Genomic DNA, 16,685 nt, shown 5'->3' on the forward strand with positions numbered 1-16,685 from the left:
GGTGCCGCCGCGGTCCATTGAGGGGGGACAACCTCATGGGAGACGGAGCATGACGGGTCTCAGGATGGCGGCGGCCGGGCTGGCGCTGCTGGCGGGCGGCTGCGCGATGGACGGCGAGGTCGCGGTGCCCGGCGGCGGGCGATCGATGGCGGGGCACTTCACGGCCACTGCGGTGCTGCGCGACGCGCGCGGCGCCGAGATCGGAACCGCGGCCGCAAAGGAGGCGGGTGGCGCGCTGCGCGTGACGGTGGAGGTTTCGGGGCTGACCCCGGGGCTGCACGGCGTGCATGTCCATTCGGCCGGCAAGTGCGACGCGCCCGATTTCGCGAGCGCGGGCGGGCACTGGAACCCCACCGGGCACCAGCACGGATCGATGAACCCTGCGGGTCCGCACGCCGGCGACCTGCCCAATTTGTCGGTGGCCGCGGACGGGCGCGGGCATATCGAATTCACGCTGCCGGGGACCTACGAAGGCCTGCTCGACCAGGACGGCGCGGCGCTGGTGGTGCATGCGGGGCAGGACGATCTGAAGACCGATCCCAGCGGGAATAGCGGGGGGCGGGTGGCTTGCGGGGTGTTCGAGGCGGTTTGAGGGGGTAATCTGAGGCGCATCCGTAGAACACAAACCCGGCGCTAAAAACCGTAGGGTGCGGGGTTAGCCAGGAAAGAATCGACGGTCGGTTCTGGTGGTTCGACTTCTACCTTACGCATCAGATCGATCATGGTGGCTCTGTCGCGGGCTCGGACGGCCACGTCCCACTGATCCATCAGACCTGTCACCGAAAGGCGTTCGTTGACCGTCATTCCCGACAGCGGCCACTGACGCTCACTCACTCCGGCTTCTCCACCTGCTTATCGCGCTCGGCTTCCCGCGCTACCCGGTCCCAGAATTTCTGATTGTGATTCCAACGGACAGGACCGGAAAAGAACCGCCACAACGCCCGCCAATATCTCCACGTCAGGAACGTGCCGAGATAGGTGCGCACCCGGGCCATCGCCGCGTCATGCTCGACGACCGGCCGCCCGTCGGCGAGTGAGGCCGCAACCTTCGCCTCGAGCCAGCGCAGATGCGCTTCGGCCTGTTCGACCGTGTCGAACTCGGAGACGATGGGGGGCGGGTCGGTCATGGAGCTGCACGATAAATGATCGGGCCGGCGGCGCAAAGGCGCAGTGGCGAGCGCCGTGCGCCAACGGGGAGAGGCCTCGCGGTTCTCGCGCCCTCGCCCGCTCACCGATACTGGGCCCCCGGCCTTCGCCGGGGAAGCGCTGGCGTTGGCGCGGCGGGTCTGAAGCAGCTACGTCATCCCGGCGAAAGCCGGGACCCAGAGCCACAAACGGCGCCCTCGCAGCTCTGGGTCCCGGCTTCCGCCGGGATGACGGTCGAGGGGGAAAGCTCGCCGGGCGGGCCTTTCGCGCCTTTCGCGATTTGGCCTCGATGAGCCCAAAAACACGCCCTTTCGGCACCGCTTGACTCTTAACTCTACATATGTTGGATTAAGTTCATGGGCAGAAAGCGGCAACCCTCGAAGCAGATGCGCGTCCTTCTCGATGCGCTGGCCGTGCAGCGGCAGCAATGGCGCTATGGCTATGACCTGATGAAGGAGACCGGACTCTCTTCGGGCACGCTCTATCCCTTGCTGATGCGGATGACCGAGCAGGGGTTCGTCGAGGCCGAGTGGCATGCGCCGGCGCAGCCGGGGCGGCCGGCGCGGCATGCCTATCGATTGACCGCGGCGGGGCTGGCGCTCGCGCTGGAGGCGCCGGGCGGCCGTGGCGCTGTTCCGGCCAGGGCGGCGCTCGCATGAGGGCGGCGGTCTCCCGCGCGCTGATGGCGATGGCCGCCGCCTGCATGGGCGAGGGACGGCGGGGCTGGGCCACGGCGATGCGGGCCGAGTTCGAGATGGCGGAGCAGGCGGGTGACGGGTTGCGCTTCGCGATTGGCTGCCTTGCCGCGGCGTGGCGCGGGATGCTGACGCGCGAGGAGGGGCATTTCATCCTGACCAGCTATGCGCTGGTGCTCGGCCTGATGATCCCGATGGCCGCGGTCCAGATCGGATGCGCGCTGCTGGGCCTCCCCTATCTCTATCCGGGGACGATGGGAGTGCCCGTCGCGATGCTGAAGGGCGGCGCGCACGAGGCGCTGCTGCGGAGCGTCTATCTGAACGGGTTGCCGTCGTTCACCTTTCTGCTGCTGGTGCTCGGGGCCGGGCATCTCCGCCTTGCCTGGGCGATGCTCGACCGCGACTGGAGCCGGGTGCTGCGCGCGGCGGCGGCGATGTTGGCGGCGGCGCTGACGCTGGTGCTGGTGATGAGCGCCTTCTTCCTCGATAGCTCGCGCGCGCTGCTGCAGGGCGGGCTGCTGGCAGTGGAGCTTGCGACCGTCGCGGTGGTGGCGCGGTGGCATGGGCAGCTCTTTCCGCCGCCGCCGGTCGAACAGCCCGGATAGCGATAGCCGATCGTCCGATTGCCCTGCCTCCGGAAGCACGGTTCCGGAGCCGGGATCGTGCGCCTGCAAGCCGTGCCCATGAACGACAGGAGACTCGATATGGCCTATTCGCATGCCTCGATCCGCCTTGCCGCCGCCGCAGTCCTGATCGCCGGCGGTTCCCTGTTGCTGCAGCCGGGGGAGGCGGGACGCGCCGCGGCGCCATCGGCGAGCGCGGCGGCCGAGCAATCGCCCTTTATCGGCGAATGGGAGCTGGATCTCACCCGGATGCCCGACACCTATGGCCCGCCGCCCAAGCGCGTGACCTTCGCCTTCGAGGATGCCGGGTCGGGCGAGTGGGTGACCAAGGTCGATATCGCGGCGCCCGACGGCAGCAGCCGGCATATCGCGATCCGCTACCGGCGGGACGGCCGCGCGGTGCAGGGCGAAGGCGACGATGCCGATGGCGACAGCGCCGCGTTCAGCGCTCCGGCGCCGAATGTCCTGGTCATGAGCATGGCCAAGAACAAGGCTTCGGCGGGGGTTCGCGTCTATACCGTCTCGGGCGACGGCAAGGAAATGACCGAGGCGGCGGCGAACGTCGATGCGCAGGGCGCGCCGTTCGTGCGCACCTTCCACTTCCGGCGCATCCGCTAGAGGCGGACCCGCCAAATTGAAACGTCATCCCGGCGGAAGCCGGGACCCAGAGTGGCAGGCGATGACCTGCGTGGCTCTGGGTCCCGGCTTACGCCGGGATGACGGCTTTGGGAGCAACCGGGGTGGGCGCGAACCCACCCCGGCCTGTCTCAGAACCCGTCCACGGCCTTGCTGACCAGGACGCTCACCGTGACGCGGCGGTTTTGCGCCTTGCCTTCGGGGGTGTCGTTGGGGGCCAACGGATCGGCTTCGGCCATGCCGCTGGGGGTGAGCATGCGATAGGGTTTCCAGCCGCAGGCCTGTTGCAGATAGTTGACGACGCGGCCGGCGCGCTTTTCGCTCAGCGCCTGGTTCACTTCCTCGCTGCCGGTCGAATCGGTGTAGCCGACGACGAGGATCAGCGCGTTGTCGGTCTGGCCGGCCTGGCGCGCGGTGTTGCAGAGATCGGCCTTGGCCTGTTCGGAAAGGACCGCCTTGCCGGTGTCGAAATTCACGCTGACGGTGCTCTTGACGTTATACTGGTCGATATCGCCCATGCGGCCGCGCAGCGCCTCGGTCGCGGCTTCATTGTCGGTGAAGCGCTGGTCGGTGCCGTTGTGGATCATCGAGGCGGTGCGCATGTCGCGGGACTTGAGATCGATCTGGGTGGCGACGAGGCCGTCGGCCCATTGCACCGTGCGGATGGTGACCGGCAGGCCGTTGAGCAGCGCGTCGGCGGCGAGCCGGTTGCGGCCGAGCCCGAGGAACCCGCCCCGCGAACGGATGCGGGTGCTGTCGCTGAGGAACACCACGGTCTTGCTGCCGCCGACGGTGGTGATCTGCACCGACCGGTCGCGGCGTGCCGAGATATAGCCGGTGACCTCGGGCCCCGCGGGCAGGCCGGCCAGATCGGCGGGGGGCATGCCGCTGACGATGATCGAGGGTTCGGCATCGCCCGGCACGACTTGCGCTTGCGCGGCGCCCGCGACGGGCGCGGTGAGCATGGCGAGCAGAAAAAGCGTCCTTGGGCTGGTGGACAGAATACGCATCCGTGGCTCCTTACAGAGGATGATCGGCACGCGGACGCCACTGCGCCTTGGCAGGTCAGGTTCCCGCGTGATCGGGCAACCCTTCGTGCGGATGAAGGTGCCCTGCCGCCGGGTACGGAGCCGATGGTACGAGCCTGTCGTGCGGCGGCCCGAGCCGAGGGGCGCTAGATCGGCTCTCCCGCGGCGCGGGCGCGCTCCTCGCGCGAGGCCTCGGCCTTGGGGACGAGCTTCAGCGCGGCGATGCCGGCGGCCAGCGCGATCGGAGTCACGGCGAGCAGCGAGAGCAGGCCGGTCGCGATGCTGCCGGTGAGGTCGGCGATGCGGCCCGCGAGATAGGGCCCGAGCGCGAGGCCGATCAGCGTGGTGCCGATGAAGAAGGCGCCGGTCGCGGTGCCGCGCATGCGGGGGAGGACGAGGTCCTGCGAGGCGGCGGCGGCGGCGCCGAGCGCGGTGCTGGTGAGGAGCTGGGCGATGGGCAGGGTGATGAAATAGATCGTCACGTCGGTGGTGGTGAACGCGATCAGCAGCGGCGCAATCGGCGCGAACAGGCCGAACAGGATCACCATGACGCGCCCGGTGGCGTAGCGCTGGCGCAGCCGGTCCGCGGCGAGGCCGCCGAGGGTGACGCCGAGGAAGCCGGCGAGCATCGCGGGGGCGCCGATCTTGAGGCCGATCTCGGCGGCGCCCAGGCCCCAATTGTGCGCGGCATAGCTGGGGGCGACCGCGGCGGTGGCATAGGCGAGGAAGGCGTTGAGGCCATAGGTGAGCACCACGCAGAGAAAGGCAGGCGTGCCGACGATCAGCCGGAAGGTCGGGCGGTCGCGGTGGCGCAGCGCAGAGGCCCAGCTGAACACCGCATAGGCGCCGATCCCGACCGCGGCCCATTGCACGAAGACCGAGACGCGCACCGCCGACCATTTGTGCGCGAACGACCAGATCTCGCTCTTCGTCTCGAGCGCGACCAGGCCCATGGCAAGGGCGGCGACGATGAGCAGCGCGAGGAGATTGGCGCTGAGCGCCTTCACGCCGTTTCGCGCCGCGCCGATCAGGGTGAAGGGCGGGACGATCGTCAGCAGCTCTTCGAAGAATGCCTTGAACGGGGCGGGGTGGGGCGGCGCGCGCAGGCCCTCGGACTGGCCGCGCATCGGCTCCTTGAGCGTGGAGATCCAGAGCGCGAGCAGCAGGCCCGGCAGGCCGACCGCCATGAACGCCGCCTGCCAGCCATGGAGGCCGAAGGGCGGATTGGCGGGGTACCATTGGTTCCAGGTGTCGGCGATCTTGCCGCCGACGAACAGCGAGAAACCGCCGCCGACATAGATGCCGGCCGAATAGATGGCGAGCGCGGTGGCGCGCTGGCGCTTGGGGAACCAGTCCGACAGGAGCGAATAGGCCGAGGGGCTCGCGGTCGCCTCGCCGATGCCGACGCCGATGCGCGCGCCGGCGAGGCCGAGCCCGGTGCGGGCAAGGCCCGACAGCGCGGTCATGGTCGACCAGAGTGCGAGGCCGAGGGTGAGCAGCCGGCCGCGGTGCCAATTGTCGGCGAGGCGGCCGAGCGGGATGCCGAACAGGGCGTAGAAGACGCCGAACGCGGTGCCATAGAGGAAGCCGATATCCGCCAGGCTGAGCCCCAGATCCTTGCGGATATCGGGGGCGAGGATGGTGATGATCTGGCGATCGATGAAGTTGAGCGTATAGACGAGGAAGAGGACGCCGAGCACGTACCAGGCGTAGGGCGAGGCGCGGGTTTCGAGGGGAGCGGGCTTCGCTTCGTCGGTTTCCGCCATGTCGCCCTCTTCCTCTTTGTGCTCGGCTCTCGCCGAGATACGGTGCCGGCCCGCTCCCCCTCCCGGCCACCCATAGGCTACTAGAATAAGGGTGGCCGGGAGGGGGAGCGGGCCGGCACCGTGCTTGCCGAAGCCAAAGCGTAGCGGGCATACCGTGTTTACGAAAGAGGTGTTGTGTGAAGACGCCATCCATTCTGTTCGTATGTCTCGGCAATATCTGCCGGTCGCCGCTGGCGGAGGCGGCGATGCGCGATGCGGCGGCGCGCGCGGGGCTCGAGATCATGGTCGATTCGGCGGGGACCGGCGAGTGGCATGTCGGGCACCCGCCCGACGAGCGCGCGGTCGCGGTGGCGGCGCGGCACGGGATCGACATCTCAAGCTACAAGGCGCGGCAGGTGCGCGGCGAGGATTTCCGCAGCTTCGACCATATCCTGGCGCTCGATCCCCAGAATCTGCGCGACCTGAGGAAGATCGCGCCGAGCGACACCAGCGCGCGGCTCGCGCTGCTGCTGGACCATGTGCCGGGGCGCATGGGCGAAGGGGTGAGCGACCCCTATTATCAGGACGACATCGCGTTCGAGCTGGTGTGGCGCGACGTGAGCGTGGCTGCGGAGGCGCTGGTCGCGGTGATGCGGGGGGATTAATTCCTGCCAGTTCCGGGGAGGATCAGTCCCCCGTCGGCACCACGCCGGCATTTTCGACCAGCAGCACCACCGTGCGGCCGATCGCGTGGGGGAAGTGCATCGTGTTCCTCGGGACGGTGAAGCCCTGCTGGGGGAGCAGGGTGACGGTGCGGTCCTCGAGCTCGATGTCGAGCCGGCCTTCGAGGACGAAGAAGAATTCGTCCTCGGCCTCATGCTTGTGCCAGTGGAAATCGCCCTCGATCACCGCGAGGCGGACCCAGGTGTCGTTGACCTGGGTGAGCGTGCGGTTCCACCAGGGCGATTGCGCGCCGGCGATGGCGGCGGCGTCGATATGCTCGCCGGCGGCGTGGAGAATCTCGTCGGTGGCGATGTCATAGGCGGTGTCGGTCATGGGAGCCCTCCAGGCGGATCGAGCGGATAGCGTTCGATGGTCTCGTAGATCGCGCCTTCGCCGGCGAGATGGCTTTCGAACAGGGTGAAATGGGTGAAGCCGAAGGGCGGGCTGGAAAGCCCGGCATGATCGGCGAGGAAGCGGTCCGCCACGCCCGCGGCGCCGTTCATCCGGGCGAGGGTGATATGCGGGAGATAGGCGCGGTGCTCGGGCTCGAGGCCCAGCCGGGCCAGCGCCTTGTCGAGCTTGTGGTGGAGTTGGCTGACTTGGTCGTGCGGGCGGATGCCGGCCCAGACCGCATTGGGGCGGCCGCGGCTGTCGAACTGGCCGACGCCGTGGAGCGCCACTTCGAAAGCCGGGAAATGGACCTGGCCGAGGCCGAGCGCGATATCCTCGGCGAGCGGGCGATCGACCTCGCCGATATAGCGCAGGGTGATGTGGAGCTGGCCGTCATTCTGCCAGCGCGCGCCGGGGATGCCGCCCATCAGCGCGAGCAGGCGCTCGCGGATCGAGGCGGGGGGCCTGAGGCCGACGAACAGGCGGTGCATGACGGGTCCGCTTAACCCTCAATCGGGCGCCAAGGGAACCGGTTTTGCTTGTATTGGCGCAGGGGAACTCCGATATTCCGCGCATCCGGCGCCCCTCGTCTTGAGGCTATGCCGGGCAAAGGAGTTCACCATGGCCAATTGGTCCGATCCCCGTCCGGGCGCCTCGCCCTATGCGGCGCCGGCCGGCACCCGCGCCGACGCGATCGATGCGGGTCTCAGATCCTATATGCTGTCGATCTACAATTACATGGCGTCGGGCGTTCTGCTGACGGGCATCGTCGCGTTGCTGTTTTCGCAGACGAGCCTGAGCGGACTGCTGTTCGCGTTCGACCCGCTCACCGGCAAGATCGCGGGCATCCTGCCGCTGGGCTGGATCGTCACGATCGCGCCGATCGGCGTCGTTTTCGCGATGAGCTTCGGGCAGAACCGCTTCTCGACCGCGGCGCTCCAGGCGATGTTCTGGATCTATGCGGTGCTGATGGGGATGTCGCTCTCGATCCTCGCTTTCGCCTATACCGGCACCTCGATCGCGGGCGCCTTTTTCGCGACCGCGGCGGCGTTCGCGGGGCTGAGCCTGTTCGGCTACACGACCAAGCGCAACCTGGGACCGCTCGGCGCCTTCATGGTGATGGGGCTGTTCGGGATGATCGCGGGCATGCTGATCAACTTCTTCCTGCAATCGAGCGTGATCGCGCTGGGGCTGAACCTGATCGGCGTGCTGGTCTTTGCCGGGCTGACCGCGTTCCACACGCAGCAGGCCAAGGCGATGTACGACTATGTCCGCGGCACCGACATGATGGGCAAGGCCGTCATCATGAGCGCGCTGCGGCTGTACCTCGACTTCATCAACATGTTCCTGATCCTGCTGCAGCTTTTCGGTGGCCGGCGGGACTGATCGCCACGCACCCTAGAGCGTGACGAAGCGGCCCGGCGGAAACGCCGGGCCGTTTTGTTTCGGGGCGAGGCGCGGAACGGGCGCTCTGCCCGGTCGTTTCAGAAGGCCAACGCTCAAGGAGTGACTGTGATGGACGCCAACCCGGTCAATCCGGTGCTGACGCCGGAGAATGAGAAGCCCGCCCCGACCCTGCCTTCCGATGCGGGCACCGACGAGTCGATCGCCAAGCGGCTCTATGCCAACCCCGAGAGCAAGGAGGCGCGGCTCGACCGCGGGCTCGACGAATCGATGGACGCGTCGGACCCGCCCGCCTCGGTCCAGCCGGTGCATTCGCATGGCGGGAGCGCGCACGACCCCGCGCCCTCCTCGGGCTATGACGAGAAGGCCGAGCGCAAGCTCGCCAAGCGCAAGGAGCCCGGGCTGTTCAACAGGATCGCGGCCAAGCTGGGCCTCGACTAAAGGGCCTGCACCCGATGGCGGCAATGACCGTGATCGCCTGGAGAGGATGGGCAGGCCGCCAAGTCCCCCGGACATGGCTGGAACTGCCGGGGGCAGTTCCACCTGCCCATCTGGCAAGGAAGGTCGTGCAGTCGCGTAGCGGTGCTACGCGCAAGCGGCGTGACGCAGCCAGCGCCCCTCTCCGGGCGACCCCTTCGGGGCGGGCGCATTTTGGCGCACAGCGGCGTCGCGGCGTCGGTCACGATGGAGTTCCATCGCTCCCTCCTTGCTCCTACCTGTACGCCAAAATGCGCTCCGTCACGGCCGTTGCCGCCATCGGGTACAGGCCCTAACTTGGCAGCCACCCCCGCCAAGGGCTGGCGTGCCAATATCGTCATCCTGGCGGCCTTGGGCGCCAATCTGGGGATCGCCGCCGCCAAGTTCGTGGCGGCGGCGATCACCGGCTCTTCCTCGATGCTGACCGAGGGGGTGCACAGCCTGGTCGACAGCGGCAACCAGGGGCTGCTCCTCTACGGCCAGCGCCGCGCCAGGCGGCCGCCCGACCGCGAGCACCCCTTCGGCTATGGCCGCGAGCTTTATTTCTGGAGCTTCGTCGTTGCGATCCTGATCTTCGGGCTGGGGGCGGGGGTCTCGGTGTACGAAGGCTGGAAGCATATCGCCGAGCCCGAGCCGCTCGGGAATCCCTGGATCAACTATGCGGTGCTCGGCATCGCCCTCGCGCTCGAGGGCACGAGCTGGTGGATCGCCTGCCGCGAATTCGCCGCCGCCAAGGGCACGACGCCGTGGTGGCAGGCGATCAAGGAATCGAAGGACCCGGCGGGGTTCATCGTGCTGTTCGAGGATTCGGCGGCGCTCGCGGGGCTGGCGGTGGCGGGCGCGGGGATCTGGGCGAGCCAGGCCTGGGGCGATCCGCGGATCGACGGGGCGGCCTCGATCGCGATCGGGGCGATCCTGGCGGGGGTCGCGACCCTGCTCGCGCGCGAGGCCAAGGGGCTGCTGATCGGCGAGCGGGCGGACCCGGCGATCGTCGAGCGCGTGCGCGCGCTGCTCGAAGGGCGGCCCGAGATCGTTCGGGTCAATCACGTCCGCACCATCCACACCGCGCCCGAACGCATTTTCGTCGCGATCAGCGCGGACTTCGAGGATTCGCTGACGATGGGCGAGGGCGAGACGCTGATCGAGGCGATCGAGCATGAGCTGAAGGCGGCGATGCCGATGCTCCAGTCCATCTATATCCGGCCGGAGAAAGCCGAGGACGCGGTGGACGCGGTGGCTTTGGGATGAGGGCAGCGCTAGGCTCGGGCATGGCCGAGGCGGATGAACCCTTTCACGTCGATCCGACATGCTGCACTGCGTGCGGCGTTCCCGAGAGCATCGCCCCCGACCTTTTCGGCTGGACCGAGCAAGGCGGCTGTCGGATCGTCCGCCAGCCGGTTTCCGACGATGAGCTCGGGCGGATGTTCGAGGTGCTCGAATGCCAGGAGTTCGATTGCATCACCTATCGCGGGCGCGACGCGGCGATCCTGCGGCGGATGGCCGAGGCGGGCCTGATCTATCATGCCGAACATCCCGGCGATTTCCGGTCGCGCCGGATGATGCGCGACCGGGTCAGCTTTGCCTGGGCGCCCAGGCGAGCGCGCGCCCCGAGCGCCGGCGAGGTCGCGGGGGCGTTCCGCGCCTATCTGCGTTCGGAAAAGGGGTATCTGGTGTGGCCCGGCATCCCGCCGTTGACGCGAACCGTGCGGCTCAGCTGGTTCGGGTGGCGATTCCACGCCGTGAGTTTCGAAGCGGGTAGCGAGGCAGGCACGTTCGTGGCGATCCTGCCGCCGGGGGAGCCGGGGCATGCGGTGGGGCGCATGGTCGAGGCGTGGCTGCATAAATGCGACGCGGGGCCGGTGCGCTGGTACACCGCGAGCGAATGGGCGGAGGGCGGCGCGGGCACTGCCTATCGCATGTAGCGGTCAGCCCGTCTCCTCGGGCGCCTCGATCCGGCGGTGTTCCTGGAGGATGCGCGCGATGGCCAGGCAGAAGGTGGCCCAGGCGGCGCCGACGATCCAGCCGGCGATGACGTCGCTGGGCCAATGGACCCCCAAATAGACGCGCGAGAAGCCGACCAGCAGGGTGAGCAGGATCGAGACCGCGATCAGGTAGATGCGCACCCCCCGGTCCTTCTGGGTGCGGGTGAGGAGCGCGCCGAGGGTGAGGAAGACGATCGCGCTGTTCATCGCATGGCCGCTGGGGAAGCTGGTGGCGTCGACCGCGACGAGATGGGGGACGATGGCCGGGCGAGGGCGAAGGAACAGGTCCTTGAGCGCCACGCTCAGGATCGCGCCGCCGGTGATCGAGGCGGCGACGAAGCCCGCGGTGGCGAACTTGCGCGCGAAGAGGAGGAAGCCGGTGATGGCGAACGTGAGCAATGTGAGGCTGGTCGGGCCGCCGAGCACGGTGATCTCGCGCATCGGAACCTGGAGCCAGGCGACGCCGACGGGGATCCAGGGGTCGCGCGGGTCGCGCAGCGCGAGCATCGCCCAGCGGTCGAACGCCATGGTGTCGCCCTCGACCACTTCCGAGGCGAGCTTGAGGAAGACCAGTGAGAGGATGGCGAGCGCCAGGAAGGCGAGCAGCAGGCGGCCGTCGCCGCGGATCGAGCGGGCGAGGGCGAGGAGGCGGGGGAGGGGGTTGATCATCTTGCCGCTTTCTGCGCGCTCTATCGGGCCCCACGCAACCGGGAAGGCCGCATGACCCAGGACGAACGCGAGACGGTGAGCAAGGTGCCCGCGGTGACGCTGGGTTTCTGGGTGATCAAGATCCTCGCGACCACGCTGGGCGAAACCGGGGGCGACACCGTCAGCATGACGATGGATCTGGGCTATCTGATCGGGACCGCGATCTTCCTGAGCCTGTTGGTGGTGCTCGTCTGGGCGCAGATCGCGGCGAAGCGGTTCAATGTCTGGCTCTATTGGGCGACGATCATCGCATCGACCACCGCGGGCACGACGATGGCCGATTTCGCGACGCGATCCCTGGGGATCGGCTATCCGGGCGGGTCGCTGCTGCTGCTGGCGTGCGTGATCGGATCGCTGGCGGTGTGGCGCGCGGTGCTGGGGACGGTGTCGGTCGAGAGCGTGAGCGCGCCGCGGGCCGAGCTCTTCTATTGGGTGACGATCACCTTTTCGCAGACGCTCGGCACCGCGCTGGGTGATTGGACTGCGGATACCGGTGATCTGGGCTATTCGGGTGCGGCCCTGGTGTTCGCGGGGGCGCTGGCGGTGGTGGCAGGGCTCTATTTCCGGACCCGGGTGAGCCGGGTGTGGCTGTTCTGGGCGGCGTTCATCCTGACACGGCCGCTGGGGGCGGCGGTGGGGGATTTCCTCGACAAGCCGATCGCCAGCGGCGGGCTCGACTTCAGCCGGCCGCTCGCGAGCGCGGTACTGGCGGCGGCGATCCTGGCGCTGATCCTGGTGCTGCCGCAGCGCGCGGGCGGGCATCCGGCGGGGGACTGAGGGCGCGCGCTATTTCCCCTTGAACAGGTCCAGCGCCGCGGCGGTCATCGCTTCGGTGGCGGTGCCGACCACCGCCTCGGCATCGGGGGCCCAGAAGGGGCTGTGGAGCGAGGGGAGGCTGAGCTTGCCCGCCTTGAACTGCGCCCATTGATCGAGCGGCACGCCGCCGACGAAGAAGATCAGGCTCTGGATCGAGGGATCGTTGACGTAGAACTGGCTGAAATCCTCGCCGCCCATCTGGGGCGCGAGATCGACGACGCGATCCTTGCCGAAGCGGGTGGTGAACAGGCCGGCAACGTGCTGGGTCAGCGGATCGGTGTTGAAGGTGGCGGGGGTGGCGCCGCCCTTGATCGTGACCACCGGCATCTTGTCGTCGGGCATGCCGGCGGCGATCGCCTCGCCGCGCGCGATGCGGCCGATGCCGTCGAGCAGCAGCTTGCGCACCTCGGGCTTGTAGCTGCGCACGGTCAGCTGGAGCTGGACGGTGTCGGGGATGATGTTGGGCTTGGCGCCGCCATGGAAGCTGCCGACGGTGACGACGGCGGATTCGAGCGGATCGACTTCGCGGCTGACCAAAGTCTGGAGCGCGACGACGATGCGCGAGGCGAGGACGATCGGGTCCTTGGTGGTGTGCGGATAGGCGCCGTGGCCGCCCACGCCCTTGACGGTGATATCGACCCAGTCGACCGCGGCCATGACATAGCCCGAACGGATGCCGATCGTGCCCGCGGGGAGCGCTGCGACATCGTGGAAGGCGACGGCATATTTGGGCTTGGGCCAGCGGGTGAACAGCCCGTCGTCGATCATCGCCTTGGCGCCGGTGCCGACCTCCTCGGCGGGCTGGGCGATCATGATCAGCGTGCCTTTCCACTGGCCCTTCATCGCCGCCATGTTGCGCAGCGTTCCGATCCATGAGGCCATGTGCGTGTCGTGGCCGCAGGCGTGCATCACGCCGGTCTCGACGCCCTCGGGAGTGGTGGCGCGGACCTTCGAGGCGAAGGGAAGATTGGTCTGTTCGGTGACGGGCAGCGCGTCGATATCGGCGCGGATCAGGATCACCGGGCCGGGGCCGTTGCGCAGGATCGCGACGACGCCGTTGCCGCCGACATGCTCGGTGACATCGTACCCCGCGGCGCGCGCCTCCGCGGCGAGCTTGGCGGCGGTGGCGGACTCGTGGTTGCTGAGCTCCGGGTTGGCGTGGAAGTCACGGTAGAAGGTCATCAGCTGGGGGAGCTGGCGCTGGGTGGCGTCGTGGACGGGGTCCGCGGCGGCGGCGACCGGGGTTGCGACGAGCGCGATCGCGGCGGCGGAGAGGGTGAGGTTGCGGAGCATGTGTGGCGGGTCCCCTGTTGTTGGGGGGAGCGTAGCAAGCTGGGACGCCGGCGTCATCCCGGCGAAAGCCGGGACCCAGAGCCACGAGCGGTGTCGATTGCGACCCTGGGTCCCGGCTTTCGCCGGGATGACGATTGAAGCCTAGGCCGGAACGAGATCGATGATGTCGAGCTTCGATTCGAAACGCGGGTAAGGGAAGACGAGGCGCCAGCGGCGTTCGCCGATGCGTTCGACATAGCCGGCCATGTTGCGGGTGGCGTCGAGGCCGTAGCGCAAGGGCGAGACCTCGTCGCCGAGGATCAGCGTGCCGAGGAACACCTGGCGCGAGGGCGTGTCGGCGAAGAGCAGGCCGGTGGGGCGCTGGGGGCCTTCCATCTTGTGGAAGCTGGGGAGGCCGGCCTCGCTCGCGACCACGACGCACGAATAGGCCGGGGAGGCGGAGAAATCGCTGAGGCCCGAGCCCGATTTACCGAGCTTGTAGGTGCGGCAGGTATAGTTGCCCGCCGGGATACCCGCGTCCTTGAGCGCGCGGTCGGGGTCGAACAGCTCGGGCTCGGCGGCGATGGCGCCCGGATTGGCGGCGCGGGCGAGGGGGAGCGCCTCGTCCCACGCCTTGCGCCAGCCGCGCAGCCGGTCGCGGTCGCCGTCGGTGGCGATCTGGCGCCAATTGTCGGAGGTGAAGGCGGTGGTGCTGGTCGCCTCGCGATAGACCGAGCAGGCGGACAGAGAGAGCAAGGCGAGGGCAACGGCTAATCGGATCATCCCACCACTCTCCACTTCAATCAGGCCGCGGTCCAGCCGCCATCCATCGAATAGTTCGACCCGGTGATCGCCGCCGCCTCGTCCCGGCACAGGAAAAGCGCGAGCGCGGCGACCTGTTCCGGCTGGACGAACTGCTTGGTCGGCTGGGCGGCGAGGAGGACGTCGTTGAGCACCTGCTCGCGGGTGAGGCCGCGCGACTTCATCGTGTCGGGGATCTGGTTCTCGACGAGCGGGGTCCAGACATAGCCGGGAGAGATGCAGTTGACGGTGATGCCGTCGGTCGCGGTTTCGAGCGCGACGGTCTTGGTGAGGCCGGCGATGGCGTGCTTGGCGGCGACATAGGCCGATTTGTTGGGGCTGGCGACAAGGCTGTGCGCCGAGGCGGTCGAGATGATGCGGCCCCATTTCTTCGCCTTCATCAGCGGCACGGCGTGGCGCATCAGGTGGAAGGTCGAGCTCAAGTTGATCGCGATGATCGCGTCCCATTTCTCGGGCGGGAAATCCTCGATCCGGGCGACATGCTGGATGCCGGCGTTGCTGACGACGATGTCCGGACCGCCAAGCTCGGCGTGGCAGCGCGCGACCATCGCCTCGATCTGATCGGGCCTGGACATGTCGGCCGCGTCGTAAAGCGCCCTGGCGCCGCTGGTGGCCTCAAGCGCGGCGCGTTCCTTCTCGATATCGGCCGCGTCGCCAAAGCCGTTGATCATCACAGCTGCGCCTTCAGCGGCGAAGGCCTTGGCATAGGCGAGGCCGATGCCCGAGGTGGAGCCGGTGACGATGGCGGTCTTGCCCTTGAGGAACATGGCTTACTCCTGTGCTTCAAAATTGTTCGTCATCCCGGCGAAGGCCGGGACCCAGAGTCACGGGCGATGACCTGCTTGGCTCTGGGTCCCGGCCTTCGCCGGGATGACGAGGGTGGGTGTGGTCATCGGTGCGTCAAATCATAGGCGGCGGTCTTGCCGTCGAGGATGTTCGAGGCAACGAGCTGGGCGTTGGCGATCGTCTCGGCGACCGCGGTGCGGCCGGCGAGCCAGTGCTCGCGCATCGAGCGGGCCGAGAATTCGAAATCGCGGCTGCCGCCCTCCCAGGCATTGGCGCGGTAGATGAGGTGGACGAGGCTGACCGGGAGCTCGTCGGCCTGGGCCTCGAGCGCCTTCACTTCCGGATCGTCGCGGAGTTCGGCGGGGAGCTTGGCGAGGAGGGTGCGGATCGCCTCGCGCTCCTGGCGGAGCTTCATCCGCTCGTTCGAGATGGCGCGGGTGCGGCTGGAGAAGCGGATCTCCTTCTCGCGCGCCATCACGTCCATGATCGTGCGCGGCATCTCCGCCGCGGCGGGGAAGAGATCGACCTGGAAGACGAGCATCTCCGCGCTCTGATGGTCGAGGACATGGGTAAGCGGGGTGTTCGAGACGAGGCCGCCGTCCCAGTAGAAACGGCCGTCGATCTCGATGGGCGGCAGCCCCGGGGGGAGCGCGCCCGAGGCCATGATGTGGCGGGCGTCGATGCGTTCGCCGGTGGTGTCGAAATAGCGGAAATTGCCGGACTCGATATCGACCGCGCCGACCGAGAGGCGGACCGGGCCGGTGTTGAGCAGGTCCCAGTCGATCAGGCTGTCGAGCGTGCGGGCGAGCGGGGCGCTGTCGTAGAAGCTGAGCGCGCCCGGGGTGCCGGGAACGGCGAGCGCGGGCGGGATGAGGCGCGGGGCGAAGAAGCCGGGGACGCCGGTGAAGGCGACCATCGCGGCGGACCATTCATGCACCATCTCGCGCGCGGTGTCGCCGAACGGGATGGGGAAGCTGGGGAGCGTGCTGGTCGCCTGTTCCCAGAAGGCCTGGAGCCGGGCGAGGCGGCGTTCGGGCGGGTTGCCCGCGACGATCGCGGCGTTGACCGCGCCGATCGAGATGCCGGCGACCCAGTCGATCTCGATCCGCGCCTCGGCGAGCGCTTCGATGACGCCGGCCTGGTAGCTGCCGAGCGCGCCGCCGCCCTGGAGGACGAGCGCCACCGTGTCGGGCAGGGGGAGCGCGGCGGCGCGGCGGGGGGTGGCATCGGCCATGCGGGCCATGTGGTGGAGGGGAAGGGGCGGGGCAAGTGAATTTGGTGTCATCATTCCTCCCCCAGCAAGCTGGGGGAGGGGGACCATCCGAAGGATGGTGGAGGGGCCGCCGCGAAGACGGCGGTGTTCCACCGCCGCCCCTCCACCACCGCTTCGCGGCGGTCCCCCTCCCCGAGACAAGCTCGGGGAGGAATTGGT

The 16,685-nt window shown here is 68.5% G+C and carries 21 protein-coding genes; 10 read left to right on the forward strand and 11 right to left on the reverse strand.

Translation table 11 applies throughout. The annotated features are described in order from the left end of the window. Positions 1–49 precede the first annotated feature (49 nt). The gene (locus OF829_RS15020; RefSeq protein ID WP_406701439.1) at positions 50–592 is read left to right on the forward strand and encodes a superoxide dismutase family protein; all 543 of its coding nucleotides are present in this window, start codon (positions 50–52) and stop codon (positions 590–592) included. Between the two features lie 41 nt (positions 593–633). Here OF829_RS15020 and OF829_RS15025 read toward each other — a convergent pair whose 3' ends face one another. After that, on the reverse strand, positions 634–834 hold the full coding sequence (locus OF829_RS15025) for a hypothetical protein (RefSeq protein ID WP_264940916.1): 201 nt from the start codon (positions 832–834) through the stop codon (positions 634–636). Then, positions 831–1,127 carry a type II toxin-antitoxin system RelB family antitoxin gene (relB, locus tag OF829_RS15030; protein WP_264940917.1) on the reverse strand — a complete coding sequence of 99 codons (297 nt, stop codon included), beginning with the start codon at positions 1,125–1,127 and terminating at the stop codon, positions 831–833. The genes OF829_RS15025 and relB overlap by 4 nt, the downstream gene beginning before the upstream one ends. 375 nt (positions 1,128–1,502) lie before the next feature. Here relB and OF829_RS15035 point away from each other — a divergent pair, with 375 nt between their 5' ends. The 3 genes from OF829_RS15035 (at position 1,503) to OF829_RS15045 (ending at position 3,082) form a co-directional block, all read left to right on the forward strand. Next, positions 1,503–1,805, forward strand: a complete 303-nt coding sequence (locus tag OF829_RS15035) for a PadR family transcriptional regulator (protein ID WP_264940918.1) — start codon at positions 1,503–1,505, stop codon at positions 1,803–1,805. Next, positions 1,802–2,446 carry a hypothetical protein gene (locus tag OF829_RS15040; RefSeq protein ID WP_264940919.1) on the forward strand — a complete coding sequence of 215 codons (645 nt, stop codon included), beginning with the start codon at positions 1,802–1,804 and terminating at the stop codon, positions 2,444–2,446. The genes OF829_RS15035 and OF829_RS15040 overlap by 4 nt, the downstream gene beginning before the upstream one ends. Positions 2,447–2,524: 78 nt before the next feature. Then, a complete protein-coding gene (locus OF829_RS15045; protein WP_264940920.1) occupies positions 2,525–3,082 on the forward strand; it encodes a hypothetical protein in 558 nt (185 codons plus the stop codon). Between the two features lie 149 nt (positions 3,083–3,231). Here the strand turns inward: OF829_RS15045 and OF829_RS15050 are convergent, their stop codons facing one another. Together OF829_RS15050 and OF829_RS15055 are read right to left on the reverse strand one after the other, a co-directional pair. Then, positions 3,232–4,110 carry an OmpA family protein gene (locus OF829_RS15050; protein ID WP_264940921.1) on the reverse strand — a complete coding sequence of 293 codons (879 nt, stop codon included), beginning with the start codon at positions 4,108–4,110 and terminating at the stop codon, positions 3,232–3,234. Positions 4,111–4,274: 164 nt separating this feature from the next. Further along, positions 4,275–5,894: a spinster family MFS transporter gene (locus OF829_RS15055; RefSeq protein WP_264940922.1), complete on the reverse strand. Its 1,620-nt coding sequence runs from the start codon at positions 5,892–5,894 to the stop codon at positions 4,275–4,277. A 176-nt stretch (positions 5,895–6,070) separates the two neighbouring features. On the opposite strand from OF829_RS15055, the gene OF829_RS15060 reads away from it, so the two are divergent. After that, positions 6,071–6,538: a low molecular weight protein-tyrosine-phosphatase gene (locus OF829_RS15060; protein ID WP_264940923.1), complete on the forward strand. Its 468-nt coding sequence runs from the start codon at positions 6,071–6,073 to the stop codon at positions 6,536–6,538. Positions 6,539–6,560: 22 nt separating this feature from the next. Here the strand turns inward: OF829_RS15060 and OF829_RS15065 are convergent, their stop codons facing one another. Both OF829_RS15065 and thpR read right to left on the reverse strand, forming a co-directional pair. Further along, on the reverse strand, positions 6,561–6,929 hold the full coding sequence (locus OF829_RS15065; protein WP_264940924.1) for a cupin domain-containing protein: 369 nt from the start codon (positions 6,927–6,929) through the stop codon (positions 6,561–6,563). Continuing rightward, the gene (gene thpR, locus OF829_RS15070) at positions 6,926–7,477 is read right to left on the reverse strand and encodes an RNA 2',3'-cyclic phosphodiesterase (RefSeq protein WP_264940925.1); all 552 of its coding nucleotides are present in this window, start codon (positions 7,475–7,477) and stop codon (positions 6,926–6,928) included. The genes OF829_RS15065 and thpR overlap by 4 nt, the downstream gene beginning before the upstream one ends. Positions 7,478–7,607: 130 nt before the next feature. On the opposite strand from thpR, the gene OF829_RS15075 reads away from it, so the two are divergent. The 4 genes from OF829_RS15075 (at position 7,608) to OF829_RS15090 (ending at position 10,789) form a co-directional block, all read left to right on the forward strand. Beyond that, positions 7,608–8,372, forward strand: a complete 765-nt coding sequence (locus OF829_RS15075; RefSeq protein WP_264940926.1) for a Bax inhibitor-1/YccA family protein — start codon at positions 7,608–7,610, stop codon at positions 8,370–8,372. Positions 8,373–8,501: 129 nt separating this feature from the next. After that, the gene (locus OF829_RS15080; protein ID WP_264940927.1) at positions 8,502–8,831 is read left to right on the forward strand and encodes a hypothetical protein; all 330 of its coding nucleotides are present in this window, start codon (positions 8,502–8,504) and stop codon (positions 8,829–8,831) included. 333 nt (positions 8,832–9,164) lie between these two features. After that, positions 9,165–10,115, forward strand: a complete 951-nt coding sequence (locus OF829_RS15085) for a cation diffusion facilitator family transporter (protein WP_264940928.1) — start codon at positions 9,165–9,167, stop codon at positions 10,113–10,115. A gap of 20 nt (positions 10,116–10,135) precedes the next feature. Further along, positions 10,136–10,789 (forward strand): ferredoxin, encoded by a 654-nt coding sequence (locus OF829_RS15090; RefSeq protein ID WP_264940929.1) that lies wholly within the window; start codon positions 10,136–10,138, stop codon positions 10,787–10,789. Between the two features lie 3 nt (positions 10,790–10,792). On the opposite strand, the gene OF829_RS15095 is transcribed toward OF829_RS15090, so the two are convergent. Beyond that, the gene (locus OF829_RS15095; protein WP_264940930.1) at positions 10,793–11,518 is read right to left on the reverse strand and encodes a phosphatase PAP2 family protein; all 726 of its coding nucleotides are present in this window, start codon (positions 11,516–11,518) and stop codon (positions 10,793–10,795) included. A gap of 51 nt (positions 11,519–11,569) precedes the next feature. Here OF829_RS15095 and OF829_RS15100 point away from each other — a divergent pair, with 51 nt between their 5' ends. Next, positions 11,570–12,334: a COG4705 family protein gene (locus OF829_RS15100; protein ID WP_264940932.1), complete on the forward strand. Its 765-nt coding sequence runs from the start codon at positions 11,570–11,572 to the stop codon at positions 12,332–12,334. Between the two features lie 9 nt (positions 12,335–12,343). Here the strand turns inward: OF829_RS15100 and OF829_RS15105 are convergent, their stop codons facing one another. From OF829_RS15105 to OF829_RS15120, 4 genes are all read right to left on the reverse strand, one after another. Continuing rightward, positions 12,344–13,666, reverse strand: a complete 1,323-nt coding sequence (locus tag OF829_RS15105; RefSeq protein WP_264940933.1) for an amidohydrolase — start codon at positions 13,664–13,666, stop codon at positions 12,344–12,346. Between the two features lie 141 nt (positions 13,667–13,807). Next, positions 13,808–14,428: a DUF4893 domain-containing protein gene (locus OF829_RS15110; RefSeq protein ID WP_264940934.1), complete on the reverse strand. Its 621-nt coding sequence runs from the start codon at positions 14,426–14,428 to the stop codon at positions 13,808–13,810. 20 nt (positions 14,429–14,448) lie between these two features. Further along, positions 14,449–15,234, reverse strand: coding sequence for a 3-hydroxybutyrate dehydrogenase (locus OF829_RS15115; protein ID WP_264940935.1), 786 nt, complete (start codon positions 15,232–15,234; stop codon positions 14,449–14,451). A gap of 122 nt (positions 15,235–15,356) precedes the next feature. Further along, positions 15,357–16,487 (reverse strand): patatin-like phospholipase family protein, encoded by a 1,131-nt coding sequence (locus tag OF829_RS15120; RefSeq protein WP_264940936.1) that lies wholly within the window; start codon positions 16,485–16,487, stop codon positions 15,357–15,359. Positions 16,488–16,685 lie beyond the last annotated feature (198 nt).

Origin of the sequence: Sphingomonas caeni, assembly GCF_026013415.1 — a bacterium.
In the GTDB taxonomy this organism is placed as follows: Bacteria; Pseudomonadota; Alphaproteobacteria; order Sphingomonadales; family Sphingomonadaceae; genus Sphingomonas; species Sphingomonas caeni.